Raw genomic sequence first — 26,824 nt, forward strand, 5'->3', positions numbered from 1 at the left:
GGGTCAGCGGGGAAGCCCCTCGGCTGCCGTGCGGAGTGCCGCGCGCGGGACGGTGCCGAGCGGCGGGCGGAGGCGGCTCTCCGTTCCGTCTCGCCGCCCGGGCGCAGGCTGGCGGGACATCCGGGAAACGACATGCAGACACCTTGTTACTCGGTGACACGCGGCTCTATGCTCCCGAACTGACTCGCCAGTAACTAAGGCGCGATGCACTTCAGTTCGGCGTACCGCATGCCCGGCGTACCGCGTGCCCGGCGACCCGTTCGAGAAGCCCGTCGTCACCGGCCGGGGACGCCCCCCTCCACAGCACCCTCATCCGCGCCCCGCAAGGCCGGCGCGTGAAGGCCCAGCGCACGACGTCCCGGCACAAGAAGCCGACAGACGGTGCGTCAGCGCGCCTACCCCGCAAGGAGCTTGACACAGCAGAGAGTGAGAGCCGCATGAACCGACCAGAACCCCGCCCCGACCCCCATGCCGAGCCCGGCGCCGCACCGGCCGCGCCACATGGCAACGTCTCCCCCGCCGCCCCGCCACGCGGTCGCCGCCTCGCCGTGTCCCTGGCCGCACTTGTGTGCCTGGGCGTCCCGGGCGTCGCCCCCGCCACGGCCGCGCCCCAGAGCGAGGTCGTCTCGCGGGGCGTCACCATTCCGGCCTTCTACACCCCGCCCGACTCCCTGCCCACGGCCAACGGCGCCCTCGTCCGCACCGCTCCCCTCCCCCTGGCGCTGAGCCTGCCCGGCCTCGACGGGAAGCCCCTGCCCGGCACCGCGACCCGCCTCATGTACAAGTCCACCGACGCGTCGGGCCGGCCGGTCGCCGTGACCGGCGCCTACCTCGAACCCTCGGCGGCCTGGAAGCACGGCGGCCCTCGCCCGCTGGTGGCCCTCGCACCGGGCACCATGGGCCAGGGCGACCAGTGCGCGGCCTCCCTCGGCCTCGAACACCCGATCGTCTTCAACGGCCGTACGGTGTCGGTCGGATACGAGGACCTGGCCGTCTACCGGCTGCTGTCCGCCGGAGTGGCGGTCGTCGTCACCGACTACGTCGGACTCGGCGCGACCGACCGGCTCCACACGTACGTCAACCGCCTCGACGCCGCACACGCCCTGCTCGACGCCGTGCGTGCCGCCCGCAACCTGCCGGGCGCGTCGGTCAGTTCGGCCTCGCCCACCGGTCTGTACGGCTACAGCCAGGGCGGCGGAGCCGGCGCGGCGGCCGCGGAGCTCCAGCCCGACTACGCCCCCGACATCACCCTGGCCGGCACCTACGCGGGCGCCCCGCCCGCGGACCTGGCCGCGGTGGTCAAGGGCATCGACGGCAGTGCCCTGGCGGGCGCTCTGGGCTGGTCGGTCAACGGCTTCGTGCAGAGCGACCCCGCGCTCCGGGCCGTAGCCGACCGGCACCTCAACACCGCGGGAAAGAACACGCTGCACGACCTGTCGACCATGTGCGTCGGGGACGCCATCCTCGGCTACGCCTTCACGAAGAGCACGGCCTGGACCCGCGACGGGCAGTCGCTGAGCGAGGTGGTCGACAGTGAGCCCCTGCTGCGCGCCACCCTCGACGCGCAGCGCATCGGCACCCTGACGCCGGCCGGCCCCGTACGCCTGGCGACCGGCGTCCAGGACGACATCGTTCCGCACGCCCAGGCCCGCCGGCTCGCCCTCGACTGGTGCGCCAAGGGAGCCGACGTCACCTACAAGGCGATCGTCCTGCCCAACCTGGGCGACAAACTCCTCACCAACCACCTCGTCCCCCTGCTGACCGACCAGACCGCGGCCATCACCTGGCTCACCCAGCGCCTCTCCGGCACCCCCGCCACCCCCAACTGCGCGACCCTGCCCCGCCAGCCCTGACCCCGACGACCACCGTGGCCGGACGACTCGGCGTGCGTGACGACAGCGCCCGGACTTCCCACGTGGCTCTCGCGGTTGTGCTGGGAGGAGCCACGGCAGCTCGGGGCCGGCCGACGGGGGAGACAACCGAAGCTCCGGCTGCCGTGGCTCCGTTCGGGGGGTGGATCAGGTGCGGCTCTTGGCTCGGTAGAGGTACATCGTCAGCGGGGCGAAGATGACCGTGATCACTGCGCAGGCCAGCAGGACCCAGCCGATGTCGGAGCCGTTCGCTTCGCCGTGGATCAGACCGCGTACGGCGGTGGCCGCGTTGCTGACCGGGTTGACCTTGACGATCGCCTCCATCCAGCCGGGCATCGTCTCGGGCTCCACGAAGATGTTGCTCGTGAAGACCAGGGGGAACATGACGAGCATGCTGGTGCCGGACACCGTCTCGGGCGCCTTGGCCACCACGCCCAGGGCGGCGAAGATCCAGCTGACGCTCACCGCGAAGACCAGCAGCAGGAGCATCGCGGCCAGCACGCCGCCCACGCCGCCGTCGGGACGGAAGCCGAGTGCCAGGCCGACGGCCATCGTGGTGCACAGCGCCAGCACATAGCGGACGATGTCGCCGAGCAGGCTGCCCACGATGGTGGCCGGCTGCCAGAACGGCAGGGTGCGGAAGCGGTCGTAGATGCCCCGGGTGATGTCCATGTTGAGCGCGGTACCGGTGTAGACCGTCGGCATCACGACGGTCTGCACGAGGACGCCCGGCAGGAAGTACTGGAGGTATTCCTTGGTCGACCCGGCGAACGCGCCGCCGAAGAGATAGGTGAAGGTCAGCAGGAAGACGATGGGCATCAGCGTGACGTCGAACAGCACGGCCACGCCGTAGTGCTTCATCTTGCGCATCGTCCGCCAGGCCGAGACCCGCACGGCGGTCAGCGGGTTGGGGCGGGAGGGCCGGATCTGACTGGTGAGGGCCTTGCGCAGGGCGTCGGCGGGCACGCCCGCGGTGGCCGTCGTCTCGGATGTGAGGGTCATGCCGCGTCCTCCTGGTCGGTGGTGTCGGCTTCCGCGGGGTGGCCGGTCAGGGCGAGGAAGACCTCGTCGAGGCTGGGCCGGCCGAAGGCGAAGTCCGAGACGGCGATCTCCGAGCGGGCCAGCTCGGCCAGGGCTCGGGCCACCCTCTCCTGGTCGTCGGTCCGCACGGACAGGGAGAACGGGTCGGACTCCTGGAAGACCGGTGCGGCAAGGGCCCGGGTGAGCAACTGGGCGGCGTCGGGGCGCTGTTCGGCGTTGACGAGCCGTACGTGCAGGGCTCCGGTGCCGACCGACGACTTCAGCTCGCCCGTGGTGCCCTCGGCGATGACCCGGCCGTGGTCGATGACGGCGATCCGGTCGGCCAGTTGGTCGGCCTCGTCCAGATACTGCGTGGTGAGCAGGATCGTGGTGCCCAGGGCCACCATGGCCCGCACGCTGTCCCACACCTGGTTGCGGCTGCGCGGGTCGAGTCCGGTGGTCGGCTCGTCCAGGAAGAGCAGGTCGGGGGTGATGACGAGGCTGGCGGCGATGTCGAGCCGGCGGCGCATACCACCGGAGAAGGTCTTGGACTGCCGTCCGGCGGCCTCCGTGAGGTCGAACGCCGCGAGCAGTTCCTCGGCCCGGTCCGCCGCCTGGGCGCGGGAAAAGCCCAGCAGCCTGGCGAGCAGGGTCAGGTTCTCGGTGGCGGTGAGGTCTTCGTCGATCGAGGCGAACTGGCCGGTGAGACTCACCCGGCTGCGGACCGCCTCGGCTTCCCTGACCACGTCGTGCCCGAGGACCCGGGCGGTTCCGCCGTCGGGGGTCAGCAGGGTGGACAGCATCCGGATCGTCGTCGTCTTGCCCGCTCCGTTGGGCCCCAGCACGCCGTACACGACGCCCTGGGGGATGACCAGGTCGACGCCGTCGACGGCACGCTTCTCACCGAAGACTTTGACGAGGCCCGACGTCTCGATGGCAAGAGTGGATGGCGAACTCAATCTGTGACTCCTTGGTCCTGATGCGCCGTGAGGGGCGGTGCGCCATGACCGGCGTACCGGGAGAGCCCCGAGGACGAGCGGGAGGGAAAGAACGGCACTCCGGGTCAGTATTCAAACTTGACCACTGCTTCAAACTAGGGCACGGACGACCCACTATGCAAGTTTGATTAGTCAGGTTCGCGAAGGCCCGTCCGTTCGGCTACGGCTCGACGGGAGACCGCCAGGCTCCCGGCATCCCGAAGGCGTCCCCGCGCTCCCCCGCCATCTCGTACTCCCCGGACTTCACCCGTTCCAGCAGCTCACGGGTCCACTCCACGCCCAGGTCGACGTACCGCGTCCGCATCGTCCACAGCTCGGCCAGATGCGGTGGCGGCTTCCCGGCCTCGGCCGCCTCGGGGTCCTTGCGCAGCACCGCGCCCTGCCTCTCCAGGACGGCCAGCCGGGCGGAGAGCGCGGCGACGGCGCGGTCTCGGGTGAGCGCGGGCATCAGGGCGAGGCCGGCGCTGAGCATGTCGTCACGGTGCTCGGGCCGTTCCAGGGCCTCGACCAGCAGCCGGAAGAACTCTTCCTCCCCCTCGGGGGTCACGCTGTAGTCCACCCGTCCCGGCCAGTCCTCGATCTCGGTGGCCTCCAGCAGGCCGCTCTTCGCCAGCTGCCGCAGGGCGTGGTAGATCGAACCGGGTTTGACGTTGGCCCAGTCGTCGATCCCCCAGGACAGCAGCTCGGCCCGGACCCGGTAGCCATGCGCCCTGCCGAAGCCGCGTACCACCCCGAGGACCAAGAGCCTCGTCGCCGTCATCGTCACCTCGTTCTCTCCGGTGCGGAGATCCGGCTGCCCGCCGCCCGCCCGCGCATCAGCATAGTGAGCGGCGCGGGGCGCGGCGGGGGTGCCGGACGCGGGCCGATCCGGCACACGGACACCCCGGCCCGGGGGTGCGGGGCACCGCCGCACCCCCGGGCTCCGCCGGCGGACCGCTACCCCGGCCGCCGGCCGTCCGGGCAGGTCAGGAGCTTGCTTCCAGCTCCACCTTCGGCACGTCCGGCAGCTTGCCCAACTGGACGAGCAGGGGGCGCATGTTGATGACGTCCCAGTGCTCGACGACCTTGGCGTCGGCGAAGCGCAGTTCCTCGACCAGGTGCCAGCTGACGGGTTTTCCGGTCGGTTTCACGCCCATGAACTCGTTCTGATGGGTGGCGGTCACCGTGATGCGCAGGGTGACCCGGTCCTCCTCGGCCATGATGCTCTTCACTTCGAGCTGGAGATCGGGGAACGCCTTCAGCCCGGCCTCCATGAGTTTGATCATGTCGGCGGAACTCACCTCGGTGTCCTCGGAGTAGTGCACGATGTCCGGCGACCAGTGCTTGATGATCCCGCTCAGGTCCCAGCGGTTCCAGGCGGCGACCATCTCCAGACACAGCGCCTTGCGCTCGGCCAATGACATGGCGATTCCTCAGGTCTAGCGGCGGACGATGTCCCGCCAGACTGCCCCCGACCCGCATGAGAACGGCTGCAGGATCGCTCCAGTCCTCCTGGAGCGGGGCGGGGCCCCCGGATCCATCGGGGCTCACGGGGTCCTCTAGCCCGGCGCGACAGCCTTGGCGTCCTGGAATCGCCTCTTCGGCCGAGTGCCGGGGAGCACCGCTTCGTTCGCCGAGGAGGGGCTTTGGACATCCTGTTGACCGGTGCCACGGGCAAGGTCGGCCGCCATGTCACAAAGGGCGTGCTGGCCCGGGGGCATCATGTGCGGGCGCTCACCCGGAACCCCGGGACCGCCGCGCTGCCGGCCGGTGTCGAGGTCGTCCAGGGCGACCTGGAGCAGCCGCGCACCCTGCCGGCCGCGCTGGACGGGATCGACCGGATGTATCTCTTCCCGGTGCCCGGGACCGCCCACGAGGTCGCTGCGCTGGCCCGGAAGGCGGGGGTCCGGCACATCGTCGTCCTGTCGTCCAGCTCGGTGCTTGAGGACGAGAGCAATCCCAGCCACCAGCACCACCGGACGGTCGAGCGGGCCGTCGAGGACAGCGGGGCGGACTGGACCTTCGTACGCCCCGACGAGTTCGCCGGCAACGTCCTGTGGAAGTGGGGGGAATCCATCCGTACCGAGAGCGTGGTGCGCGCACCGTACGGCAGGGCCGCCCGGGCGATCGTCCACGAGGCCGACATCGCGGCCGTGGCGGTGGCCGCGCTGCTGGAGGACGGTCACGCGGGCGCGCAGTACCTGGTGACGGGGCCGCAGGCACTGACGCAGATCGAGCAGGTCCGCACCCTGGCGGAGGCGATCGGCCGGGAGATCCGCTTCGAGGAGCTGAGCCGTGCGGCCGGGCGCGAGGCGATGAGCCAGGTCATGCCGCCCCCGGTCGTCGAGATGCTGCTCGACTACCTCGCCGAGTCCGTGGTCAGCCCCGGCCCGGTGACCGACGCGGTGCGGAAGGTCACGGGCCGGGAGGCGCGCACGTTCGCGAGCTGGGCCGCGGAGCACGCCCACCGTTTCCGCGCCGACCGTTCCGACAGTGCCGGCTGAGGGAGGGGAATTCGCCATGTACGGACCCGGGATGGCCGAGATCTACGAGTTGCTGCACGAGTCGCGCGGCAAGGACTACCGGGCGGAGGCCGCCACCGTCGCGGGGCTCGTCCGGGCCCGCAATCCGCGGGCGGCCTCATTGCTGGACGTCGCCTGCGGCACCGGCGCCCATCTGCGGCACTTCGCCGAACTCTTCGACAAGGTCGAAGGGCTGGAGCTGTCCGACGCCATGCTGACGATGGCCCGCACCGCGGTGCCCGCCGCCGTCCTGCACGGCGGCGACATGCGCGATCTCTCCCTGGGGCGCTCCTACGACGTGATCACCTGTATGTTCGGCTCGATCGCCTATCTGCGGGACACCGCCGAACTCACCGCGACACTAAGGTCGTTCTCGGAGCACCTCGCGCCGGGCGGGGTCGTGGCGGTCGACCCGTGGTGGTTCCTGGAGACATCCTTCGAGCGCCATGTGAGCGGGGACACGGTGACCGTGGGACGGCGGACGATGACCCGCGTCTCGTACACGGAGCGCGAGGGGCACACCTCGCACATGATCGTGCACTACGTGGTGGCCGAACCCGGCAGCGGAGTACGGCACTTCGCGGAGAAGCACGCCCTGACCCTCTTCACACGGGCCGAGTACGAGGACGCCTTCACCCGTGCCGGCCTGCGGGTCACCTATGTCGAGGGGATCCAGTCGGGCCGCGGCCTGTTCCTCGCGGACCGGCCCGAGGGCGGGCCGCACTGAGCGCGCCCGCCCTCCTCGCGTCGCCGAGTCAGACCTCCCTGGCGATGCCACGGCCAATCCTCACTGTCAGTCGGGCAGTCGTACGGACAGGGCGTGCCGGAAGACGTTCCTGGGGTCCCAGCGGGCCTTGACCTTCTGCAGGCGCGGGTAGTTCCCCTTGTAGTAGAGGGTGTACCAGGGCACTCCGGAGGTGTTCCACCGCGGGTCGGTCAGATCGATGTCGGGGTAGTTGATGAAGGTGCCCTCGGTGCGGTCGTCGGGCACCGGGACACCGCCGGTGGTGGCGAAGACGTCGCGGTAGATCTCCCGGATCCAGGCGAGGTTGGCGTCGTCCTGCGCGGGGTCCATCCAGGTCGCGGACATCCACACCTTGATGATGGAGTCGCGCTGTGCGGTGGCGGTGGCCGTCTCCGGCACGGAGTTGACCTTCGCGCCGTAGGAGTAGAGCGAGACCTCGCCCCACACCTGGGAGTCGGCGCTCAGATAGCGGTAGAGGGTGGCGGCCTGGGCGGCGGTCCACGGCTTGCGCAGATAGGCGCCCTTGGACTTGGTCCGGTCGAAGCCACCGGTGTCGAACTTGTCGGCCAGCGTGGCACGCAGCCACGGCTCCGTGCTCCGCTGGACGGCGGGCTCGACACCCGTGCCCTCGTTGATCGCGGCCACGAAGTCGTTCAGCAGGCCCTCGGCGCCGTCGAGGCCGCCGTCGATCTGAACGTCCAGCAGGATTTGTCCCGCGGCCCGGCTGTTGAGGTAGAAGACGCTGTGCAGACTGGCGTACGGGGTGCCGGCGACGCTGTTGCGCTGGTGCCAGGCCCCGTGGTTGTCGATGATCCTGGTGAACGCCTTCTCGGTGAGGGCGGACCAGTCCCAGGTCACGAGATGGCGCAGCGTGGACTCGGGGGCCTTGGGCAGCAGGGCCGACGGATCGTTGCCGGTGGCCCCGGGGGTGCGGAACCAGTACCGGGTGACGATCCCGAAGTTGCCGCCCCCTCCCCCGGTGTGGGCCCACCACAGCTCACGGTTGGGGTCGCCCGCGGCACTCGTAGCCACGACCTTGCGGGCCCGGCCCGAGGCGTCCACGACGACGACCTCCACCGCGTAGAGGTGGTCGGCCACCACTCCGTCGCGGCGGGAGAGCGGGCCGTAGCCACCGCCGAGGACATGGCCGCCGACGCCCACCTGGGGGCAGACGCCGGCCGGGATGGTGACGCCCCAGTTGAGATACAGGCTGCGGTACGTCTCCCCGAGGGTGGCGCCGGGCTCCACGGCGAACGCCCGCTTGGCGGGGTCGTAGCAGATCTTTCTCATCTCGGACATGTCGATGACGGCCTGGACGGCGGGGTCGTCCACGAAGCCCTCGAAGCAGTGGCCGCCGCTGCGCACGGCGATCCGCCGGCCCGCGGCCAGGGCCCGGTTGACCGCGTCGACGACCTGGTCCACGGTGTGCACGACGTACACGGCGTCGGGGTTGCCGCGAAACCGTCCGTTGAAGCCCCGGCTGACCAGGTCCCGGTAGCGCCGGTCCGTCCGGTCCACCTGGACGAGTCCGGTCGGGGCGCCGCACGCGCCGCCTTCCGCCGCTTCCGGGACGGCCGCCTCGGCGGTCGCGACGCCCGGTCCGGCCGTGCCCACCACGGTGGCCCCGCCGACCGCTGCCGCGGTGCCGAGGAATCCGCGGCGCGTGAATTCGTTCAACACAAACACCCTTCCGTTTCCCTGCCATGACGTTTCTCCGCCATGCAATTACTCTGAACATTCGGCCAGCGGCGGTTACTTCTTCACCGGCTCCAGGATCACCACGGGGATTTCCCTGGTGGTCTTCTTCTGGTAACTCTTGTACTGCGGGAAGATCCCCGTCATGAGCTTCCAGAGATCCGGCTTCTCCTCGGCGTTCGCGGTGCGGGCGCGCACATCCAGGTGCTCCTCGCCGATCTGGACATGGGCCTCGGGCGAGGCGACCAGATTGAGATACCAGAGCGGATGCTCGGGCTTTCCGCCGTTCGAGCCGACCACGATGACGTTCTCACCGTCGCGGCCGAATATCACCGCGGTGCGGCGCAGCTTTCCCGATTTCCGGCCGCGGGTGGTGAGGAGTAACGTGTCGAGGCCGTACCACTTCTGCCCCTCCTTGCCGCCGCTGCTGTCGTAGCGGCGGATGTGCGCCGCGACCCAGCCCGTCGGACTGTCGATGGGCGTCTCGTCCCGCTGTTCCGGCTGGTCCCGCTGTTCCGACCCGTCCTGTTGTTCCGGCATGACCCCTCCGAGCTAGTCAAATTTGTCTAGCCACCCTAGCGACGCCGCGCCCGGCGACGCAATCACATGTGAATACCGCCCCGTCACCAGGGGTCGGCTCCTGCACCAGGAGTCAGTAGGGACGCCCCCCGCCGAACGCGGTGGCCGGCACGGCGACCGGGGCCCGGCCGACGGCGAAACGGGGCTCGAAGTCGGTGTCCGCGTTCAGGACCGCCTGGTGCAGCCGTTGTACCTGTGGCCCCGGCTCCAGACCGAGCCCCGCGACCAGCGCCCCGCGCAGCCGGTGGAAGACCTGAAGCGCCTGGGCCCTGCGCCCGCTGAGATGGAGGGCCCACATGTACTGGCCGTGCAGGCCCTCGTGCAGCGGGTTCTCCACCGTGAGGGCCGCCAGTTCGGCCAGCACCTCGCGGTACATACCGAGCCGCAGCTCCACGTCGATCAGGTACTCGAAGGCGGCGAGCCGGGACTCCTCCAGCTGCCGGCGCCTGCTCTCCAGCACCCGCCCCGCCGGCACGTCCACCAGCGCGGGGCCCCGCCACAGCAGCAGCGCCTCGTTCAGGTCCCGCACCCCGGCCGCGTCGTCGCCGCGTACCAGGGCCTCACGGCCGGCGGCCGCCAGGCTGCGGTAGCGGTGGAGGTCGAGCGCTCCCGCCTCGGCGGCCAGCAGATAGCCGCCCGCCCGGGTCACCAGGACCTCGCGGGCCACCTCGTCCGTGGTCAGCCCAGTGATCGCGGCGAACATCTTGCGCAGATTCAGGATGTACGTCTGAAGGGTGGTCAGTCCGCTGACGGGTGGATCGTCGTCCCACAGGTCCCGCACCAGTGACGGCACGGGCACCACCTGCCCCGTGTGGACGAGCAGCATCGCCAGTACGTTGCGCAGTTTCGGGGCGCTCGGAGCGGTCGTCTCCCCGTTCACCCGCACGTACAGCGGCCCCAGCACACCGAATTCCATCGCGCTTCCCCCTGCTCTCCCGGCGTCCAGGAATCCGCTGTCACGGGCGGCGGTGCTCCTTCTCCGGCCACGGCTCACCGAGCTGGCGGTAGGTGCCCTGGTAGTCGGGCCAGTCGCGGTGGTGGTGGATCTTTCCGTCGACGAAGTGGAGGAGGTGGATCTGCTCACCGGAGAACAGCCGCCCGGTGGGCGCCATGCCGACCATCTCACCGACGTGCCGCCCGTAGAGCACCAGCCGGGCGCGCACCCAGTCGCCGTTCTCCTCCATGCCCACCTCTTCCAGGCGGGCCTCCTCGGAGAAGGTCTTCTTGACCCATGCGACATTGATCGCGAAAAGCTCAGGACCGCGCAGCGAGGTGAATTCCAGAGTTCCCGGATTCATGTATTCCGGATGGATGTACTCGGCCACATCGTCGGTTTTCCCGGTGTTGTACGCCTCCACCAGGCGCCGAGCGGTCGCTATCTGGTCGCTCACGTTTTCCCTCCCGAATCGGTGCGGTACGTGACGGGATCAATTCTTAGGAGACGACACCATCGGGAGCAAGGGCCGACAGGCCCCCCACGGACTTCTTTGCGTTTTGTCCAGCCGCATTCCAGTGGCGCTCCAAGGCCCCTCCATCCATGCCCGAGACAGGGCCGGAAAGGTGGTGGGTCCACCGAGAGAGCGGGAGGGTCAGTGGACACGTCCACATACAAATCCGAAGTGGCGGCCGCCTTCAACACCGCTGCGGCGTCCTACGACCGGCTCGGCGTGGAGTTCTTCACTCCGATGGGCCGGCGTCTGGTGGAACGCGCGGCCCCCGGGCGAGGCGAGCGGGTCCTCGACGTCGGCTGCGGCCGGGGTGCCTGTGTCTTCCCGGCGGCCGAACGCGTGGGGCCGGACGGCCGTGTGGTGGGCATCGACGTCGCCGAGGCGATGATCGAGGAAGCCGCGAAGGAGGCGTCGCTGCGCGGCGCCACCACGGTGGAACTGCGGGTGATGGACGGGGAGCACCCGGACTTCGCACCGCGCTCCTTCGACGTGGTCCTGGGCAGCTACAGCGTCATCTTCCTGCCCGACGCGCCCGCGGCCCTCGCGCGTTACGCGCCGCTGCTCTCGCCCGGCGGGCGGCTCGCCTTCACCAGCCCGGTGTTCAGCGACGACACCTTCCCCTTCCTGCCCCCGGTGTTCACCGAGCTGATCCCGCGTGAACTCCTGCTCGACCTGCCGCCGCAGTGGCGGCCCGAGCGGCTTCAGCAGCGCTTCAACAGCTGGCTCGCCGACCCGGCCGACCTCACCCGCACCCTGGAGAAGGCCGGCTTCCAGGAGGTGTCGGTCGTCGACGAGAACGTCCGTCTGGTGGCCGAGTCGGGCCTGGCGTGGGTGGACTGGTCCCACACGCAGGGCATGCGCCTGCTGTGGAACCATCTCTCGGACGACAAGCGCCGGCAGCTTCGGGACCGGCTGATCACCTCGCTCGACGCGATGCGGGACGGAAACGGGCCGCTCGCGATCGACACGCCCGTGCGCTACGTCACCGCGACCGTACGCACCTGACGGCGCGACCGGGTCCGTACGGGCCCGGCAGCCCTGGCGCGGCTCGTTGTGCCCGTGCCGCCCAGCCGCGACCGACCGACGCCCCGCCCCGCTGTGTCCACGGGGGCGGGGCGTCGGTCGTGTGCGGTCAGCCGGTCGTGCGGGCGGTCGGGTGGCCCGCCGCCGCCATGCGGGCCATCGCGGCCTCCAGTGCGGCCCGGTCCGCCTCCGGTGGGCCCGGCCTGGCCGGGAGCAGCGACACCACCGCACTGGTCCCGCGCCGGACGGCCGGGTGCCGGCGGGCCAGCTGGGACAGGCCCTGCCCCGGCCCCACCTCCACCAGCAGATGGTCGCCGGTCGCCAGCAGTCCTTCCAGCGCGGGCCAGAAGAGCACCGGAGCCACCGGCTGACGCGCCCAGAAGGAAGGGTCGTCGATGTCGGACCCGGTCAACGGAGCGGCGGTGTAGGCGGAGTGGACCGGCACCGACGGGGCGTTCCGGTCCACCGCGGCGAAGCGTTCGGCCGCGCCCCGGCAGGCGGGTTCGAGCACCGGGCTGTGGAAGGCACTGAGCGACGGCACCCGACGGCAGGTGAAGCCGGCCTCGCGCAGCGTGCGGTCGACCTTGTCCAGCGGGCCGTCGGGGCCGGCCAGCACGGTCTGGCGCGGGGCGTTGACCGCGCCGATCACGACGTCCCCGCTCAGATACGGCGTCACCTCCGCCGTGGACGCGGCGACCGCGAGCATGCCGCCGGGCGGGGCCTCGGCCAGCCGTCGCACCCGGTCGAGGACCAGGCCGGCCGCGTCCCGCGGGCCGAACACCCCGGCCAGGGTCGCCGAGGCCAACTCCCCGATGCTGTGCCCCAGCAGGGCCGCCGGGCGCACACGCCGGCTCAGCAGCAGCCTGCCCAGCGCGTGGTCCACGGCGAAGAGCAGCGGCTGCGAGCGGGTGACGTGGTCCATGTCCGTGGCGGGCCGGTCGGCCAGCCAGTCCTCGCGGAGCGGACCGCCCTCGGGGCCCGCCGCGTCGAAGAACTCGTCCATCGCCGCGGTGAACACCGGCTCGCGCCCGTAGAGCCCCGCCGCCATCCGCGGATGCTGAGAACCCTGACCCGGCAGCAACAGAGCGACAGGCAGCGGCCCTGCGACAGCGCTCATACAACGCCTCCCGCCTGCGCCGTACCCGCCCAGGCGGGCCGTTCCAGCATTTCGACGACCGCGCAGGAGTAGGTGAACCCCGCGCCCACGCCCATCAGCACGACCAGGTCCCCGGCGCCCAGGCTCCCCGAGCCGGCCAGATGGTCGAACCCGGCGATCTGGTCACCGGCGCCGAGGTGCCCGATCCCTCGGCTCCACTCCCAGGTGGTGCGCTCCTCCGCGATCCCGAAGCGCGCGAGGTACCCCGCCCGCAGCCGCTTGCGGCCCAGGTGGGGAAGGACGAAGCGGTCGACGTCGGCGAGCATGACCCCGGCCGCGGCAAGGGCCCGCTCGACGGCGGCGTCCTGCGCGGCCCCGCTCGCCGCGATCACCTCGGTCACCCGGTGGGCGGCCAGGAAGTCCTTCTTGCAGGCGTCCAGGTCGACGACCGGCCGGTGGCTGAACGGGGCGCTGCCGAAGGGATCGTCACCCCGGTGCATCCCCTCCAGCTGCGGTACGGACACGGTGGCCAGGCCCCGGATCCGGGCGAAGCCCTCCCGCGCGGACAGGACGAGGGCGGTGCCTCCGTCCCCGTAGAAGGTGCCCGAGTCGCTGCGCCAGCGGTCGAACCCGGGCGGGCGGAAGGCGTCACCCGTCGTCACCAGCACGCGCCGGTCCGCCTCACCGGCCGCCGGGCCGGCCCGCAGATGGTCGAGGGCGAGCCCGAGCGCGGCCATGCCGCCGTTGGAGACCTGACCGACCTCGATCGCGGGGCACTGGTTGCCGACGGCGGTGCGCTGGACGTACGAGGCGGGCGCCCACAGGTCGTGCCCCTGGTAGAAGAAGCTGGCGTGCAGGATCAGCGACACCTCGTCGGAGCCGGAGCGCCCGAGGGCGGTGCGGGCGGCGCGGGCCGCCATCTCCGGTGCCGGCTCGTCCTGCGCCACGGCCACCGACACCATGCCGGTGGTCGTGGCCAGGGCCTCGTCGCACCGTCCGGCCGCGACGGCGTCCGCGACGGGGGTACGGGGCGGCAGCCAGGCCGCGCACCCGGCGATCCGGAGGTCCGGCTGCTGGGCCGCCACGACGGGAGCGCCCCGCGCGCCCAGGCCCGCCTCGGTCATCCCGCGGCCTCCACCGCGGGCGTGCGCTCGGCGAGTGCGGCGTTGACGGTGTCGACGAACGCCGCCGGGGTCAGCGCCTCACCGAGCGTGTCCTCGGGCAGCTCGACCCCGAAGCCGCGCTCCACCCTGCTGATCGCCTCCATGAGGGCCAGCGAGTCGTAGCCGAGCGCGGAGAACTCCTGCCGCGCGGCGGCGCTCGACAGGTCGACGGCCTCTTCCTCGCCTGCGCACTCACGCATGATCCGGAACAGGTCTTCCAGGGTGAAAGCGGACATGGCATCTCCAAGGTGCGACCCCGTGGGCCGCGGTGGGGCCGGCCGCGTGCGGTGCGGCCGGACGGGCTGACGGGTGGTGGATCGGACGGATGGCGACCGTGACGGCCCGGGGCGGGCCTCAGGCCGCCGACGGGCGGCGTACGACCATCGCGCTGTTGAACCCCCCGCGTCCCCGGGCCAGTACGAGCGCGGCGTCTCCGCCGACGGGCCGGGGGGCGCCGGTCACGAGGTCGATGGCGTAGTCCGTCGCCGGTCGGTCGACGTGGACGGTCGGCGGGACGACGCCGTCCCGCAGGGCGAACAGGGCCGTGACGAGGTCGAGCGGTGCGGCACCCGAGTAGAGGCGTCCCGTCATGGTCTTGGGGACCGCGACCGGCACGCCCTCGGGCCCGAAGACCGCGGTCAGGGCCTGTGCCTCGATACGGTCGGACTCCGGTTCGCCGGCCCCGTCCGCGAGGACGAAGGCGATGTCGTCGGGACGCAGACCGGCGTCGGCCAGCGCGCCGCGGACGGCCCGCTCCAGGTTGGCGGGGCGGCCCGAGCCGGGGCGGGGGTCGAAGGTGGCGGCGTATCCGCTGATCTCGCCGTAGCTGCGGGCCCCGCGCTCCCGGGCCCGCCGCGCGTCCTCCAGGGTCAGGATCGCTCCGCCCTCGCCGGGCACATGGCCGTCGGCCGCGGCGTCGAAGGGCAGATAGCCGCGGGTCGGGTCCTCGCTCCCGCTGAGGATCCCGGCGGAGATCTGTGCGGCGAGTCCGTACGGACACAGCGAGGCGTCCATGCCGCCCGTCAGCATGAGCGGGGTGCCCCCGCGGATCCGGCGCCGGGCCTGGGCGACCGCGTCGAGGCCGCCCGCCTGGTCGGTGACGATCACTCCGGTGGGGCCGCGCAGATCGTGCCGGATGGAGATCTGGCCCGAGTTGACCGCGTAGAACCAGGCGAAGGACATGTACGCGCTGACGTGCTTCGGGTCCTTGCCCCACAGGTGGCCCAGTTCGCGCTGGCCGAACTCGAACCCGCCGGAGGCGCTGGCGGTGACCACCCCGCGCTCGTCCGCGGGCAGGCTGTCGGCGGTCAGCCCGGAGTCCGCGAGCGCCCAGTCGGAGCCCGCCAGCGCGAACTGTGTGGTGCGGTCGGTCTGCGGGACGAGACGGCTGGGGATGTGGTCACGCGCCAAGAACCCGGTGACCTCGCCGGCCAGCCGGGAGGGATAGCGTGCGGGGTCGAAGTGGGTGATGCGGCCGATGCCGCTCTCGCCGCGCAGGGTCGCCGACCAGTACTCCCGCGCGCCGATCCCGTTGGGCGCGAGCACGCCGACTCCGGTGACCACGGCCGTGGCGGTCATGGGCGCCTCCCTTCCGTGGCGGTGAGCACCATCGCGCTCTGGAAGCCGCCGAAGCCGCTGCCCACCGTCAGCACGGTGTCGGTGCGCTGGTCGCGCGCAGTCAACGGCACGTAGTCGAGGTCGAGTTGGGGGTCCGGCTCGTACAGTCCCGCGGTGGGGGGCAGCACACCGTGCCGGATCACCAGGGCGGAGGCGGCGGCCTCGATGGAGCCGACGGCGCCGAGCGAGTGGCCGATGACCGCCTTGATGGAGCTGACCGGGACCCGGTGGGCGTGCTCGCCCAGGCTGTGCTTGATCGCGGCCGTCTCGTGGATGTCGTTCTGCCGGGTGGCCGTGCCGTGCGCGTTGACGTAGCCGACGGACTCGCGGTCGATCCGGGCGTCATCGAGCGCGCCGGTGATGGCGGCGGCCATCTCCAGTCCGTCGGGGCGCAGTCCGGTCATGTGGTGGGCGTTGGCGCGCGCGGCGAAGCCGGCGATCTCGGCGTAGACGTCCGCCCCGCGCCGCAGGGCGGACTCCCGTTCCTCCAGGACGAGCACGGCGGCGCCCTCGCCGAGGACGAAGCCGCTGCGGGTCCGGTCGAAGGGCCGCGAGGCATGGCCCGGGGTGTCGTTGCGCGGCGAGGTCGCCTTGATCGCGTCGAAGCAGGCCACGGTGATCGGCGCGATGGGAGCGTCGCTGCCCCCCGCGATCATGATGTCGGCGCTGCCCTCCCTGATGAGTTCAACGGCGTGGCCCAGGGAATCGAGGCCGGAGGTGCAGCCCGCCGAGATGAGCGCGGCGGGCCCCTCAGCGCCGGCCTCCCAGGCCACTTCCGCAGCCATCGAGCTGGGCACGAAGTAGTCGTACAGGTACGGGGTGCCCCCCGCGTGGTCGACGAGCCACTGCTGCCCGCCGCCGCTGCGCGCGACGTACTCCTCCTCCAGTTTCTGGGTGCAGCCCACGGCGGAGCCGAGGCTGACGCCGGTCCGGTGCGCGTTGCCGTCGTCGATCTCCACGCCGCTGTCGGCCAGTGCCTCGCGGGTGGCGACCAGGGCGAACTGGGTGGCGCGGTCCAGCCGCGCGGTGTCGCGGGCCGACAGTCCCGAGCGGGCCCCGTCGAAGTCGCATTCGGCGGCCATCCGGGAGCGGAAGGGCGACGGGTCGAAGGCCGTGATGGTCCTGGTCGCGGAGACCCCGGAGACGATGCGTTCCCAGAAAGCCTTGGTGCCGATACCCCCCGGCGCGACCACTCCCAGTCCGGTGACGACCACCCGGCGGGCCGTCATATGTCCTCCTTGGCGTCGGCCGTCCCGTCGGGCCCAAGGACCTCAGGCGCCGAGTCGCCGTCGCGGCGCAGCCGGGCCCGGTACAGTTCCGGCCGGCTCTCGCTCAGGGCACGCAGCGCACCGGCGTGCGGCTTGAAGTCGGGGTGCGAGACGGCCGCGCGGAACGAGGCGACGTCCTGCCACTCGGCGACATTGACGTACTGGCCGGGCCGCTCGGTGTGCCGGCAGAGCGTGTGTCGGACGAAGCCCGGCTGACGTGCCATGAACTCGGACGTCCGCGTGAACTCCCTCTCGAACACCTCGGGTTCGGCGTGCACGGTGAAGGTGTTCACGAAGGTCACGGCGCCGGGCTCGTTGGCATCCGGCTCCTGATGCGTCATCAATGGCCTCCTGATTGCCGGGATTTGCCCGAATTTATCCGGTGTCGCCGGGTCTCTGTCTGGCTCGTTCGGGTAACCCGGCCTCGCTTGACATCGTGCGGTCGTTCGTGTCGTTCCACGCTGCGTGTCCGGTCTCGCAGGCGAGTGGAAGGCCGCTGGAGCCCGGACCGGGCCCGGGGTCGAGCGCATTTCGAGCGGCCGCTGACACCCTCGCAGTCGTCCGACAGCCCACCGCAGGGACCGCTGAGGAGCCTTCATGTCGCCAGCAGCAGAACGCGTCGCCGTCGTCACCGGTGCGACCAGCGGAATCGGTCTCGCCGTGGCCCGCAGCCTGGCCGAAGGCGGTGCGCGGGTCTTCCTCTGCGCCCGCGACGGCGACCGTGTCGCCCACACCGTCAAGGAGTTGCGCGAGGCGGGTCTCGACGTCGACGGCGCCGCCTGCGACGTGCGCGACAGCGAGCGGGTGCGTGCCTTCGTCCAGGAGGCCAGGGACCGGTTCGGCCCCGTCGACGCGCTGGTGAACAACGCCGGCCGCAGCGGCGGCGGCCACACCGCGCAGATCCCCGACGAGCTGTGGCTCGACGTGATCGAGACCAACCTCAACAGCGTCTTCCGGATGACCCGTGAGGTGCTGACGACCGGCGGCATGCTGGAGCGCGGCGCCGGACGGATCGTCAACATCGCCTCGACGGGCGGCAAGCAGGGCGTGGCACTGGGAGCGCCGTACTCGGCGTCGAAACACGGCGTGGTCGGCTTCACCAAGGCCCTGGGCCTGGAGCTGGCGAAGACGGGCATCACCGTCAACGCCGTCTGCCCGGGCTATGTCGAGACACCGATGGCCGAGCGGGTGCGCCAGGGGTACGCCGACGCCTGGGACATCACCGAGGACGAGGTGCTGAAGCGGTTCGAGGCGAAGATTCCCCTCGGCCGCTACTCCACGCCGGACGAGGTCGCCGGGCTCGTCGGCTATCTGCTCTCCGCCACGGCCGCGTCGATCACCGCCCAGGCGATGAACGTCTGCGGCGGGCTCGGCAACTACTGACAGCGGACCCGGGCGTGCGCGGCCGCGGGCAGACAGAGGGGATCAGCATGGCGTACGAGGTGCACACGACCGAGCACACGATCACGGTGGCCGCCGCGCCCGAGGCCGTCTTCGGCCTGGTGGAGCGGGCGGAGGACTGGCCGCACGTCTTTCCGCCGAGTCTGCACGTGGAGTGCCTGGAGCGGTCCGGCGACGAGGAGCGGCTGCGCATCTGGGCCACCGCCAACGGCGAGGTCAAGTCCTGGACCTCGCGGCGCACCCTGGACCGGGCGGGGCTGCGGATCCGGTTCCGCCAGGAGGTCTCCCAGGATCCCGTCGCCGCGATGGGCGGGGAGTGGATCATCGAGGCGCTGCCCGACGGCGGCAGCCGGGTCCGGCTGCTGCACGACTTCCGGGCCGTCGGCGACCTGGAGCGCAACGTCGGCTGGATCCTGGAGGCCATCGAGCGCAACAGCCGGGCCGAGCTGGCCGCGCTGGAGTCCGCCGCCCTGCGCACCGGCACCGACGAAGCGCCGTACACCTTCGAGGACTCGGTGCGGATCGACGCCCCAGCCCAGGAGGTGCGGGACTTCCTGCGCGACGCGGGGCTGTGGCAGGAGCGGTTGCCGCATGTCGCACGGGTGCTGCTGAAGGAGGACACGCCCGACGTCCAGCACCTGGAGATGGACACCCGCACCCCCGACGGTTCGACGCACACCACGGCCTCGGTGCGGATCTGCCTGCCGGACGGGCGGATCACATACAAGCAGTCGCAGACACCGGCCCTGATGTCCGTGCACACCGGGGAGTGGAAGGTACGGGAGATCCCGTCCGGCTGCGTGGCCGTCTCCCGGCACACCGTGGTCGTCAACACCGCGGCCGTCACCAAGGTCCTCGGCGCCTCCGCTACCACCGCCGACGCCCGCGCCTTCATCCGGGACGTGCTCGGTGGCAACAGCACGATCACCATGCGGCACGCGAAGGAGTACGCGGAGCGGCGGGCCCGTACGAAACCGGTGTCGCCCGCCGAGTACGCCTCCGTCCAGCAGTTCTACGCACGGCAGATGCGGCTCCTCGACGCGGGCGAGGGGGATGCCTGGGCGGACACCTTCACCGAGGACGGGGCCTTCGACCAGAGCACGTTCACCGAGCCGGTGCGCGGCCGGGCGGCGATCGCCGCGGCCGTGCGGGAACGGCCCGCGGCGCCGGCCGGCACGGTGCGCCGGCACTGGCTGGGCCTGCCGGCTGCCTGGCGGTTCCCGGACGGTTCGGTGCGCACGGGCTACGACGCCCTGGTCGTGTCGACCTCGACGGGCTCCGCTCCCATGATCCGGCTGAGCACGTCGTGCCAGGACGTCCTCGTCGCCGACGGGGACGGCTGGCTGGTGCGCTACCGGTACGTCGGCCACGACGGGCAGTGAGCCCCGCCGCCCCGGACAGCGCCGGCACCACCACTCGCGAAAAGGGAGATCGATGAAGGTCCTGTTCACCACGTTCGCCGCGAAATCCCATATGCATGCCCAGGTTCCGCTGGCCTGGGCGCTGCAGACCGCCGGCCACGAGGTCCGGATCGCCAGCCAGCCGGATCTCGCGGAGGACATCACCCATACCGGGCTGACCGCCGTCTGTGTCGGTGAGCCGCTGCTCCTGGAGGAGCAGATGCAGCGGGTCAGCGAGGGCCTGGGCGACGACGCCGAGATCATGGAGAGCCAGGCGGAAGCCGGGATGGACATGACCGAGACCCGTCCCGAGATGCTGACCTGGGACCACGTCCTCGGTGTGTTCACCTCGATGACGGCGATGGCCTTCCAGAACTCCTGCCCGGAGCGCATGATCGACGACCTGGTCGCGTTCAGCCGCGAATGGCAGCCCGACCTGGTCGTCTGGGACACGCTGTCCTTCGCGGGCCCGGTGGCAGCGCGGGTGACCGGCGCCGCCCACGCCCGGCTGCTGTTCGGGCTGGATCTGCTGGGGCGGATGCGCGAGACCTTCCTGGACCTCCAGGCGGAGCGGCTGCCGGAACAGCGGGACGATCCGCTGCGCGAGTGGCTGACCTGGACGCTGGGCCGCTATGGCGCGGAGTTCGAGGAGGAGGTCGCGGTCGGTCAGTGGACCATCGACCCGGTGCCGCCGTCGATGCGGTTCCAGGTGAGGCAGCCGTTCGTCCCGCTGCGCTACATCCCCTACAACGGGCAGGCCGTCATACCGGACTGGCTGCACGAGCCGCCGAAGAAGCCCCGTGTCTGTCTGACGCTGGGGGTGGCCCACCGTGAGGTGCTGGACGGCGACCGTGCCTCGGTCGGCGAGCTGGTCCAGGCGCTGGCGGGGTTGGACGTCGAGGTGGTCGCCACCCTCAACGCCAAGCAGCTCGCCGGGACGGAACTGCCGGACAACGTCAGGGCCGTCGACTTCGTGCCGCTGAACGCGCTGCTGCCGACCTGCTCCGCGGTCGTGCACCACGGTGGCTCCGGCACCTTCCAGACCGCGCTGGCCCACGGTGTCCCGCAGTTGATCGTGCCCGACATGGTCTGGGACACGATCCACAAGGCGAAGCAGCTGGAGAAGTTCGGCGCGGGCCTGTACCTGCACGACGTCGACCACTACACCGCCCAGGACCTGCGCGACCATGTGCTGCGTCTGCTGGAGGAGCCGTCGTTCGCGGAGAACTGCGCGCGGATCCGCCGGGAGATGGTGGGGACACCGAGCCCCAACGACATCGTTCCGCTGCTGGAGAAGCTCGTCGCGGAACACCGCGGGGCCCGGGACTCCCGCGGCAGCGCCGTCCGAGGGGAGCGGTAGATGGCCTCCGCCGTGAAGTTCCGCGAACTCGCCGTCCGGGGCGCGTACACCTTCACCCCGCCCGTCTTCGAGGACCACCGTGGTCTGTTCACCTCGCCGTACCAGGAGCCGGCGTTCGTGGAGGCCCTGGGGCATCCGCTCTTCCCCGTCGCGCAGTCCAACCACAGCAAGTCACGGCGCGGCACGGTCCGGGGCATCCACTACACCGTCACCCCGCCGGGCGTGGCCAAGTACGTGTACTGCGCGCGGGGCCGTGCCATCGACATCGTGGTGGACATCCGGGTCGGCTCGCCCACCTTCGGCCGCTGGGACTCCTCCGTGCTGGACCCCGAGGGCTTCGGCGCCATGTACTTTCCGGTCGGGGTCGGGCACGCGTTCATCGCCCTGGAGGACGACACGGTGATGTCGTACATGCTCTCCGGGAGTTACGAGGCGCAGCACGAGCTGTCCCTGTCCCCGCTCGACCCCGCGCTCGGCCTGCCGATCCCCGAGGACGTGGAGCCCCTGCTGTCCGCGCGGGACACGGCCGCGCCGCCGCTCGCGCAGGTGCACGCGGAGGGCGGCCTGCCCGAGTACGACAAGTGCCTCCGGATCGAGGCCGCACTGTGGCGGCCCTGACCGGTGGCCGGCCGGCGGCCCCGGGGTCCCGGATCGCAGTGCTCGGGGCCAGCGGCTGTGTCGGCCGCTGTGTGAGCGCCGCGCTGGCGCGCGAGGGGCACAGGGTGCTCGCCGTCGCCCGGCGGGGCGGTCCCTCGGTGGCGGGCCATGTCTTCGCCGGCCTGGACGTGGCGGCGGCCGCGCCGGCCGAGCTGGCGCGGTTGTTCACTCGGCACCGGGTGAGCGCGGTGGTCAATGTGACGGGCGGCTGGGGCACGACCGAGGAGGAGATGCGGTACGCGCACATCACCCTGGTCGACCGGCTGTTGAGGGCCCTCACGCAGATGACGCAGCGGCCGCGGCTGGTCCATGTGGGCTCCATCCACGAGTACGGGCCGGTGCCCGAGCCCCGCTCCATCGGCGAGGACCTTGAGCCCCGGCCGACCACGATGTACGCCAGGACCAAGCTGGCCGGCTCCGAGCTGGTGCTCGACGGCGCCCGGGCCGGCCGGTTCGACGGGCTGGTGCTGCGCGCGGTGAACGTGTGCGGGCCCCGCACCACCCGGGCCAGTTTCCTCGGGGCGGTCGTCGACAGGCTGCGGGCCGCGTCCGTGAGCGCCCCGGTGACGCTGCGGGTCGCGGACGCGCGACGGGACTTCATCGATGTGCGCGATCTCGCCGAGGCCGTGGTCCTCGCCGTGGGGTCACCGGCCACCGGGCGGGTGGTCAATATCGGCCGCGGGGAGGCCGCCGCGATGCGGGAGCTGGTGGATCTGCTGGTCGCCGCCGCGGGGCTGCCGCCCAGGGCGCTGAGGGTCGAGGACGGGCCGGTCGCCAGCAAGGGCGGCGGCTGGACCCTCGCGGACATCCGGCTGGCGGGCGAACTGCTCGGCTGGAAGCCGCGGATCGGGCTCGCCGAGGCGATGCGGGCGACGTGGGAGACGCCCGCCGACTGAACCACCCCGCACCACCGTGTCCGCCCCCATCCATGACGAGGAGTTCAGATGGCCGATGTGACGGCCCGTATCGCCAGGTCGGCCGCGGCCGTGGAGAGCCCGCTGACCGATCCCGCCGGATTCGACGACTGGTTCGCCGAGTTCGGGGAGCGAAGCTACACGACGGCCGAGCGGGTACCGCTGGCCGCCCTCGACCAGTGGTACCAGACTCCGGTAACCGGTGATCTGTGGCATCGCAGCGGCAAGTTCTTCACGATCCACGGTCTGCGGGTGCACGATCCGGCCGGCGCGGTGCACTCATGGGTCCAGCCCATCATCGACCAGCCCGAGGTCGGCATCCTGGGCGTTCTGATCAAGGAGTTCGACGGGGTTCCGCACTTCCTGATCCAGGCCAAGGCGGAACCGGGCAACCCCCGGGGCCTTCAACTGTCCCCCACCGTGCAGGCGACCCGCAGCAACTACACCGGCGTCCACAAGGGCAAGCCCGTGCCGTATCTGGACTACTTCCGGGACACGTCAGGGCACCGGGTGGTCGCGGACGTCCGGCAGTCGGAGCAGGGCGCCTGGTTCTACCGCAAGCGCAACCGCAACATGGTGGTGGAGACGACCGCCGAGGTGGACGTCCTCGACGGCTTCCGCTGGTTCACGCTGGGGCAGTTGTACCGGCTGCTGTCGCGCGACGACGTCATCAACATGGACCTGAGGACCGTGCTGGCGTGTCTGCCGCACAGCTCCCGGACGGACGGCGCGCTGCACCGGATGACCGACGTGCTGAGCTGGATCAACGGGGCCCGCTCGCTGGCCACCGTGCGCACCGAGCGGATCGCCCTTAATACGTTGGACGAGTGGCGGCACACCGAGATGGGGTACTCACACGAGAGCGGCGGCTTCTTCGATGTCATCGGGGTGTCCGTGACGGCCGCGGGGCGCGAGGTCGGCACCTGGCGCCAGCCGATGATCGAGCCGCGCGGCACGGGGGTCGTCGCCTTCCTGTCACGGGAGATCGACGGGGTGCCGCATGTGCTGCTGCACGCCCGCACCGAGCCGGGTTACGCGGACGTCGTGGAGCTGGCGCCGACCGTGCAGTGCATCCCGGATAGCTACCGCTGGCTGCCGCCCGCCGCCCGGCCCCGTCATCTCGACGAGGTGCTGGCCGCCGGCCCCGACCGTATCCGTTTCGAGGCCGTGCTCTCCGAGGAGGGCGGCCGTTTCTTCCATGCCCGCAACCGCTATCTGATCGTGGACAGCGATGTCCCCGAGGACCCCGGCCACCCCGACTACCGCTGGCTGACCATGGACCAGCTCACCCGGCTTCTCCGGCACAGCCACTACCTCAATGTGCAGGCCCGGAGCCTGGTGGCGTGCCTGCGCAGCCTGGAGGCGTCCCGTTCGGCCGCCTGACCACGGTCGCCTTCCGCTCCGGCGACCGATGCGTGAGCGGCCGGCTCATGCGGCAGGGCTGGAGCAACGAAGCAGCGTGCCGGACCGCGCCGGCCACAGGCAGAGGGCGACACCACCGGCCCACACGGTGGTGCCGCCTTCCGGTCCGTCCAGGTACCCGCGCGAACGAGCGGATCCACATCGCCGACCGGTGGCGGGAGAAGGCCATGGCCCGGACGATCGCCGCCGAGACTGGGCGACGGGCCCCAAGTGCACCGGCCTGTCCGTCCACACCCGCGAACATCCGGACGCTGTCGCCGCCGGACTCGACGGCCGCCCACGCAGCACGCTCGGCTGGGAGACCCCAGCCGAGCGTCTGTATGAACTGCGCGCGGTCCGGTCGACGCCATCCGTGGTGCAGCGGCCCCTGGAAGGCGCCCTCTCCGTCGGGTTTCGGTGCGTGGGGGTGTGACGGGCCGGGCCCGCGGTGTGCCGACGCGCCCCCCCGCACGGGATCAGAGGCTGTCCAGCACGTCACGCACCGCGCTGATCACCTTGTCCTGGACGTCCGGGGCGAGGGCCGGGTACATGGGCAGCGAGAAGATCTGGCCGGCCAGTTCCTCGGTCACGGGCAGCGAGCCCGTGGGGCAGCCGAGGTGGGCGAACCCGGACATCGTGTGCACCGGCCAGGGATAGCTGATGTTGAGCTCGATGTCGTACGCCTTGAGGGCCTTCATGATGTCGTCGCGCCGGGGGTGGCGCACCGTGTAGACGTAGTACACGTGCTCGTTGCCGGGAGCGGTCCACGGCAGCACCAGGTCGGTGTCGCCAAGCCCCTCCTCGTAGCGGCGGGCGACGGCCTGCCGCCCCTGGACGTAGGTGTCGAGCCGGCGCAGCTTGCGCCGCAGGATCTCGGCCTGCACCTCGTCGAGCCGGGCGTTGTGGCCCGGGGTGCCGACGACGTAGTAGCGCTCCTCCATGCCGTAGTAGCGCAGCCGGCGCAACGCGCGGTGGGCGTCGTCCCGGGAGGTCAGCACGGCGCCGCCGTCGCCGTACGCGCCGAGCACCTTCGTCGGGTAGAAGGAGAAGGCGGAGGCGTCGCCCGTGGTGCCGGCGAGCCGGCCTTCGCGGCGGGCGCCGTGGGCCTGGGCGCAGTCCTCGACGAGGAGCAGGCCGTGCTCGGCGGCCAGCCGCTCCAGCGGGGCCAGGTCGACGCACTGTCCGTAGAGGTGGACGGGGAGCAGGCACCGGGTGCGCGGGGTGAGGACGGACGCCACCTGCTCGGTGTCCATGAGGTAGCTGTCCGGGTGGATGTCGACGAACACCGGGGTGGCGCCCACCGCGTCGATCGCGACCACGGTGGGGGCCGCGGTGTTGGACACGGTGACGACCTCGTCCCCGGGGCCGACGCCGAGCGCCTGGAGGGCCAGCTTGATGGCGTTGGTGCCGTTGTCGACGCCGACGCAGTGCCGCACGCCGTGATACCCGGCGAACTCCTGCTCGAAGCCGCGGACACTGTCACCGAGGACGAGCCGGCCGGAGCTGAAGACCGCCTCCACCGCGTCCAGAATATCGGCGCGTTCGTTCTCGTATTCCTGCCGGTAGTCCCATACGAGAGTGGTCATTAATTCGCTTCCCTCCCATTGCTGATGCCGTGCCGCAGGGCGTCACCATCCCCTCGCAGCACATCATATTGGCGAGCCTGTCCACAACCCTTGATTTTCCTCTATTTCCGCTCGAATATCCCTGGACCAGATACTGCACTTACTTGCTCTCGCGTGAATCCCGCCGTTAGCATGAGCAGAAATCGAGGACAGGGATATATCCATGAAGGGGATTATTCTCGCCGGCGGTTCGGGAACAAGGCTCCATCCCATAACCGTCTCCGTTTCGAAGCAGCTTCTCCCGGTCGGCGACAAACCGATGATCTACTATCCGCTCTCGGTGCTGATGCTCGCGGACATCAGGGAGATCCTGCTCATCTGCACCGAGCGCGACCTGGAACCGTTCCGCAGGCTCCTGGGCGACGGCTCCCAGCTCGGCGTCCGGATCGACTACGCGGTGCAGAACCGGCCGGCCGGGCTGGCCGAAGCCTTCGTCATCGGCGCCGACCATGTGGGCGACGACGACGTGGCCCTGGTCCTGGGGGACAACATCTTCCACGGCTACCACTTCTACGACCTGCTCCAGAGCACTGTCCGGGACGTACAGGGCTGTGTGCTGTTCGGTTATCCCGTGGAGGACCCGGAGCGCTACGGGGTGGGCGAGACCGACGCGTCGGGACGCCTCGTCTCCCTGGAGGAGAAGCCGGTCCGGCCCCGCTCCGACCTCGCCATCACCGGGCTCTACCTGTACGACAACGACGTGGTGGACATCGCCAAGAACCTCCGCCCATCGGCGCGCGGAGAACTGGAGATCACCGATGTCAACCGGAATTACCTGGAGCGCGGCCGAGCCCGTCTGGTCGACCTCGGTCGCGGTTTCGCCTGGCTGGACGCCGGAACTCCGGAATCCCTGCTCCAGGCCACCCAGTATGTGCGGACGCTCGAAGAAAGGCAGGGCGTGCGGATCGCCTGCGTCGAGGAGGTCGCCCTGCGCATGGGATTCATCGACGCGGAAAGCTGCCACCGGCTCGGCGAGAAGATGTCGCAGTCGGATTACGGCCGCTATGTGATGTCGGTGGCCCGCGAAATGTCGTCCTGACGC

26 protein-coding genes and 1 pseudogene are annotated in these 26,824 nt (G+C 71.1%); 12 read left to right on the forward strand and 15 right to left on the reverse strand.

Going from position 1 to position 26,824, the window contains the following annotated elements; translation table 11 throughout:
* Positions 1 to 437: 437 nt before the first annotated feature.
* Positions 438 to 1,853, forward strand: a complete 1,416-nt coding sequence (locus AC27LF_RS23325) for a lipase family protein (protein WP_479658060.1) — start codon at positions 438 to 440, stop codon at positions 1,851 to 1,853.
* A gap of 165 nt (positions 1,854 to 2,018) precedes the next feature.
* Here AC27LF_RS23325 and AC27LF_RS23330 read toward each other — a convergent pair whose 3' ends face one another.
* From AC27LF_RS23330 to AC27LF_RS23345, 4 genes are all read right to left on the reverse strand, one after another.
* Positions 2,019 to 2,873 (reverse strand): ABC transporter permease, encoded by an 855-nt coding sequence (locus tag AC27LF_RS23330; protein ID WP_479658059.1) that lies wholly within the window; start codon positions 2,871 to 2,873, stop codon positions 2,019 to 2,021.
* On the reverse strand, positions 2,870 to 3,850 hold the full coding sequence (locus AC27LF_RS23335; RefSeq protein ID WP_479658058.1) for an ATP-binding cassette domain-containing protein: 981 nt from the start codon (positions 3,848 to 3,850) through the stop codon (positions 2,870 to 2,872). The genes AC27LF_RS23330 and AC27LF_RS23335 overlap by 4 nt, the downstream gene beginning before the upstream one ends.
* Positions 3,851 to 4,049: 199 nt before the next feature.
* Positions 4,050 to 4,649 (reverse strand): PadR family transcriptional regulator, encoded by a 600-nt coding sequence (locus AC27LF_RS23340; RefSeq protein WP_479658057.1) that lies wholly within the window; start codon positions 4,647 to 4,649, stop codon positions 4,050 to 4,052.
* A 205-nt stretch (positions 4,650 to 4,854) separates the two neighbouring features.
* Entirely contained in the window at positions 4,855 to 5,292 is a 438-nt protein-coding gene (locus tag AC27LF_RS23345; RefSeq protein ID WP_479658056.1) for an ester cyclase, read from the reverse strand.
* A 222-nt stretch (positions 5,293 to 5,514) separates the two neighbouring features.
* Here AC27LF_RS23345 and AC27LF_RS23350 point away from each other — a divergent pair, with 222 nt between their 5' ends.
* Positions 5,515 to 6,372, forward strand: coding sequence for an NAD(P)H-binding protein (locus tag AC27LF_RS23350; RefSeq protein ID WP_479658055.1), 858 nt, complete (start codon positions 5,515 to 5,517; stop codon positions 6,370 to 6,372).
* 16 nt (positions 6,373 to 6,388) lie between these two features.
* The gene (locus AC27LF_RS23355) at positions 6,389 to 7,117 is read left to right on the forward strand and encodes a class I SAM-dependent DNA methyltransferase (RefSeq protein WP_479658054.1); all 729 of its coding nucleotides are present in this window, start codon (positions 6,389 to 6,391) and stop codon (positions 7,115 to 7,117) included.
* A gap of 66 nt (positions 7,118 to 7,183) precedes the next feature.
* Here the strand turns inward: AC27LF_RS23355 and AC27LF_RS23360 are convergent, their stop codons facing one another.
* The 4 genes from AC27LF_RS23360 to AC27LF_RS23375 all read right to left on the reverse strand — a co-directional run bounded on the left by AC27LF_RS23360 (position 7,184) and on the right by AC27LF_RS23375 (position 10,800).
* Positions 7,184 to 8,812 (reverse strand): FAD-binding oxidoreductase, encoded by a 1,629-nt coding sequence (locus AC27LF_RS23360; RefSeq protein WP_479658053.1) that lies wholly within the window; start codon positions 8,810 to 8,812, stop codon positions 7,184 to 7,186.
* Positions 8,813 to 8,887: 75 nt separating this feature from the next.
* Complete coding sequence (locus AC27LF_RS23365; RefSeq protein ID WP_479658052.1) at positions 8,888 to 9,370, reverse strand: nitroreductase family deazaflavin-dependent oxidoreductase; 483 nt, start codon at positions 9,368 to 9,370, stop codon at positions 8,888 to 8,890.
* A 112-nt stretch (positions 9,371 to 9,482) separates the two neighbouring features.
* Positions 9,483 to 10,325: an AfsR/SARP family transcriptional regulator gene (locus AC27LF_RS23370; protein ID WP_479658051.1), complete on the reverse strand. Its 843-nt coding sequence runs from the start codon at positions 10,323 to 10,325 to the stop codon at positions 9,483 to 9,485.
* 40 nt (positions 10,326 to 10,365) lie between these two features.
* A complete protein-coding gene (locus AC27LF_RS23375; RefSeq protein ID WP_479658050.1) occupies positions 10,366 to 10,800 on the reverse strand; it encodes an ester cyclase in 435 nt (144 codons plus the stop codon).
* Positions 10,801 to 11,001: 201 nt separating this feature from the next.
* On the opposite strand from AC27LF_RS23375, the gene AC27LF_RS23380 reads away from it, so the two are divergent.
* Positions 11,002 to 11,862, forward strand: a complete 861-nt coding sequence (locus AC27LF_RS23380; RefSeq protein WP_479658049.1) for a class I SAM-dependent methyltransferase — start codon at positions 11,002 to 11,004, stop codon at positions 11,860 to 11,862.
* Positions 11,863 to 11,989: 127 nt separating this feature from the next.
* Here the strand turns inward: AC27LF_RS23380 and AC27LF_RS23385 are convergent, their stop codons facing one another.
* The 6 genes from AC27LF_RS23385 to AC27LF_RS23410 form a co-directional block, all read right to left on the reverse strand.
* Entirely contained in the window at positions 11,990 to 12,997 is a 1,008-nt protein-coding gene (locus AC27LF_RS23385; protein ID WP_479658048.1) for an acyltransferase domain-containing protein, read from the reverse strand.
* Positions 12,994 to 14,100, reverse strand: a complete 1,107-nt coding sequence (locus tag AC27LF_RS23390) for a ketoacyl-ACP synthase III family protein (protein ID WP_479658047.1) — start codon at positions 14,098 to 14,100, stop codon at positions 12,994 to 12,996. Before AC27LF_RS23390 ends, AC27LF_RS23385 begins: the two co-directional genes overlap by 4 nt.
* Complete coding sequence (locus AC27LF_RS23395) at positions 14,097 to 14,375, reverse strand: acyl carrier protein (RefSeq protein ID WP_479658046.1); 279 nt, start codon at positions 14,373 to 14,375, stop codon at positions 14,097 to 14,099. Before AC27LF_RS23395 ends, AC27LF_RS23390 begins: the two co-directional genes overlap by 4 nt.
* Positions 14,376 to 14,493: 118 nt before the next feature.
* On the reverse strand, positions 14,494 to 15,717 hold the full coding sequence (locus tag AC27LF_RS23400) for a ketosynthase chain-length factor (protein ID WP_479658045.1): 1,224 nt from the start codon (positions 15,715 to 15,717) through the stop codon (positions 14,494 to 14,496).
* Positions 15,714 to 16,985 carry a beta-ketoacyl-[acyl-carrier-protein] synthase family protein gene (locus AC27LF_RS23405; RefSeq protein ID WP_479658044.1) on the reverse strand — a complete coding sequence of 424 codons (1,272 nt, stop codon included), beginning with the start codon at positions 16,983 to 16,985 and terminating at the stop codon, positions 15,714 to 15,716. The genes AC27LF_RS23400 and AC27LF_RS23405 overlap by 4 nt, the downstream gene beginning before the upstream one ends.
* The gene (locus AC27LF_RS23410; protein WP_479658043.1) at positions 16,982 to 17,365 is read right to left on the reverse strand and encodes an antibiotic biosynthesis monooxygenase family protein; all 384 of its coding nucleotides are present in this window, start codon (positions 17,363 to 17,365) and stop codon (positions 16,982 to 16,984) included. Before AC27LF_RS23410 ends, AC27LF_RS23405 begins: the two co-directional genes overlap by 4 nt.
* A 256-nt stretch (positions 17,366 to 17,621) precedes the next feature.
* On the opposite strand from AC27LF_RS23410, the gene AC27LF_RS23415 reads away from it, so the two are divergent.
* The 7 genes and pseudogenes from AC27LF_RS23415 to AC27LF_RS23445 form a co-directional block, all read left to right on the forward strand.
* Positions 17,622 to 18,407, forward strand: a complete 786-nt coding sequence (locus AC27LF_RS23415) for an SDR family NAD(P)-dependent oxidoreductase (protein ID WP_479658042.1) — start codon at positions 17,622 to 17,624, stop codon at positions 18,405 to 18,407.
* A gap of 47 nt (positions 18,408 to 18,454) precedes the next feature.
* Entirely contained in the window at positions 18,455 to 19,807 is a 1,353-nt protein-coding gene (locus tag AC27LF_RS23420; protein ID WP_479658041.1) for an SRPBCC family protein, read from the forward strand.
* Between the two features lie 52 nt (positions 19,808 to 19,859).
* Positions 19,860 to 21,185 (forward strand): activator-dependent family glycosyltransferase, encoded by a 1,326-nt coding sequence (locus AC27LF_RS23425; RefSeq protein ID WP_479658040.1) that lies wholly within the window; start codon positions 19,860 to 19,862, stop codon positions 21,183 to 21,185.
* A complete protein-coding gene (locus tag AC27LF_RS23430; protein WP_479658039.1) occupies positions 21,186 to 21,803 on the forward strand; it encodes a dTDP-4-dehydrorhamnose 3,5-epimerase family protein in 618 nt (205 codons plus the stop codon). It begins immediately after the preceding gene.
* 38 nt (positions 21,804 to 21,841) lie between these two features.
* Positions 21,842 to 22,738, forward strand: a complete 897-nt coding sequence (locus AC27LF_RS23435) for an NAD-dependent epimerase/dehydratase family protein (RefSeq protein ID WP_487227805.1) — start codon at positions 21,842 to 21,844, stop codon at positions 22,736 to 22,738.
* Positions 22,739 to 22,786: 48 nt separating this feature from the next.
* Complete coding sequence (locus tag AC27LF_RS23440) at positions 22,787 to 24,139, forward strand: NDP-hexose 2,3-dehydratase family protein (RefSeq protein ID WP_479658037.1); 1,353 nt, start codon at positions 22,787 to 22,789, stop codon at positions 24,137 to 24,139.
* A gap of 244 nt (positions 24,140 to 24,383) precedes the next feature.
* Positions 24,384 to 24,512, forward strand: a pseudogene (locus tag AC27LF_RS23445) (IS30 family transposase); the annotation flags it as partial.
* 121 nt (positions 24,513 to 24,633) lie between these two features.
* Here the strand turns inward: AC27LF_RS23445 and AC27LF_RS23450 are convergent.
* Positions 24,634 to 25,743 carry a DegT/DnrJ/EryC1/StrS family aminotransferase gene (locus tag AC27LF_RS23450; RefSeq protein ID WP_479658036.1) on the reverse strand — a complete coding sequence of 370 codons (1,110 nt, stop codon included), beginning with the start codon at positions 25,741 to 25,743 and terminating at the stop codon, positions 24,634 to 24,636.
* Between the two features lie 202 nt (positions 25,744 to 25,945).
* Here AC27LF_RS23450 and rfbA point away from each other — a divergent pair, with 202 nt between their 5' ends.
* On the forward strand, positions 25,946 to 26,821 hold the full coding sequence (rfbA, locus tag AC27LF_RS23455) for a glucose-1-phosphate thymidylyltransferase RfbA (RefSeq protein WP_479658035.1): 876 nt from the start codon (positions 25,946 to 25,948) through the stop codon (positions 26,819 to 26,821).
* Positions 26,822 to 26,824: the final 3 nt, after the last annotated feature.

Source organism: Streptomyces diversicolor (genome assembly GCF_057537855.1).

Bases quoted from the DNA above. Each gene is read 5' to 3' on its own strand.
- AC27LF_RS23325 (WP_479658060.1), top strand. From the start codon at position 438: ATGAACCGACCAGAACCCCGCCCCGACCCCCATGCCGAGCCCGGCGCC.
- AC27LF_RS23330 (WP_479658059.1), bottom strand. From the start codon at position 2,873: ATGACCCTCACATCCGAGACGACGGCCACCGCGGGCGTGCCCGCCGAC.
- AC27LF_RS23340 (WP_479658057.1), bottom strand. From the start codon at position 4,649: ATGACGGCGACGAGGCTCTTGGTCCTCGGGGTGGTACGCGGCTTCGGC.
- AC27LF_RS23345 (WP_479658056.1), bottom strand. From the start codon at position 5,292: ATGTCATTGGCCGAGCGCAAGGCGCTGTGTCTGGAGATGGTCGCCGCC.
- AC27LF_RS23355 (WP_479658054.1), top strand. From the start codon at position 6,389: ATGTACGGACCCGGGATGGCCGAGATCTACGAGTTGCTGCACGAGTCG.
- AC27LF_RS23365 (WP_479658052.1), bottom strand. From the start codon at position 9,370: ATGCCGGAACAACAGGACGGGTCGGAACAGCGGGACCAGCCGGAACAG.
- AC27LF_RS23370 (WP_479658051.1), bottom strand. From the start codon at position 10,325: ATGGAATTCGGTGTGCTGGGGCCGCTGTACGTGCGGGTGAACGGGGAG.
- AC27LF_RS23385 (WP_479658048.1), bottom strand. From the start codon at position 12,997: ATGAGCGCTGTCGCAGGGCCGCTGCCTGTCGCTCTGTTGCTGCCGGGT.
- AC27LF_RS23390 (WP_479658047.1), bottom strand. From the start codon at position 14,100: ATGACCGAGGCGGGCCTGGGCGCGCGGGGCGCTCCCGTCGTGGCGGCC.
- AC27LF_RS23395 (WP_479658046.1), bottom strand. From the start codon at position 14,375: ATGTCCGCTTTCACCCTGGAAGACCTGTTCCGGATCATGCGTGAGTGC.
- AC27LF_RS23400 (WP_479658045.1), bottom strand. From the start codon at position 15,717: ATGACCGCCACGGCCGTGGTCACCGGAGTCGGCGTGCTCGCGCCCAAC.
- AC27LF_RS23405 (WP_479658044.1), bottom strand. From the start codon at position 16,985: ATGACGGCCCGCCGGGTGGTCGTCACCGGACTGGGAGTGGTCGCGCCG.
- AC27LF_RS23410 (WP_479658043.1), bottom strand. From the start codon at position 17,365: ATGACGCATCAGGAGCCGGATGCCAACGAGCCCGGCGCCGTGACCTTC.
- AC27LF_RS23415 (WP_479658042.1), top strand. From the start codon at position 17,622: ATGTCGCCAGCAGCAGAACGCGTCGCCGTCGTCACCGGTGCGACCAGC.
- AC27LF_RS23420 (WP_479658041.1), top strand. From the start codon at position 18,455: ATGGCGTACGAGGTGCACACGACCGAGCACACGATCACGGTGGCCGCC.
- AC27LF_RS23425 (WP_479658040.1), top strand. From the start codon at position 19,860: ATGAAGGTCCTGTTCACCACGTTCGCCGCGAAATCCCATATGCATGCC.
- AC27LF_RS23430 (WP_479658039.1), top strand. From the start codon at position 21,186: ATGGCCTCCGCCGTGAAGTTCCGCGAACTCGCCGTCCGGGGCGCGTAC.
- AC27LF_RS23440 (WP_479658037.1), top strand. From the start codon at position 22,787: ATGGCCGATGTGACGGCCCGTATCGCCAGGTCGGCCGCGGCCGTGGAG.
- AC27LF_RS23450 (WP_479658036.1), bottom strand. From the start codon at position 25,743: ATGACCACTCTCGTATGGGACTACCGGCAGGAATACGAGAACGAACGC.
- rfbA (WP_479658035.1), top strand. From the start codon at position 25,946: ATGAAGGGGATTATTCTCGCCGGCGGTTCGGGAACAAGGCTCCATCCC.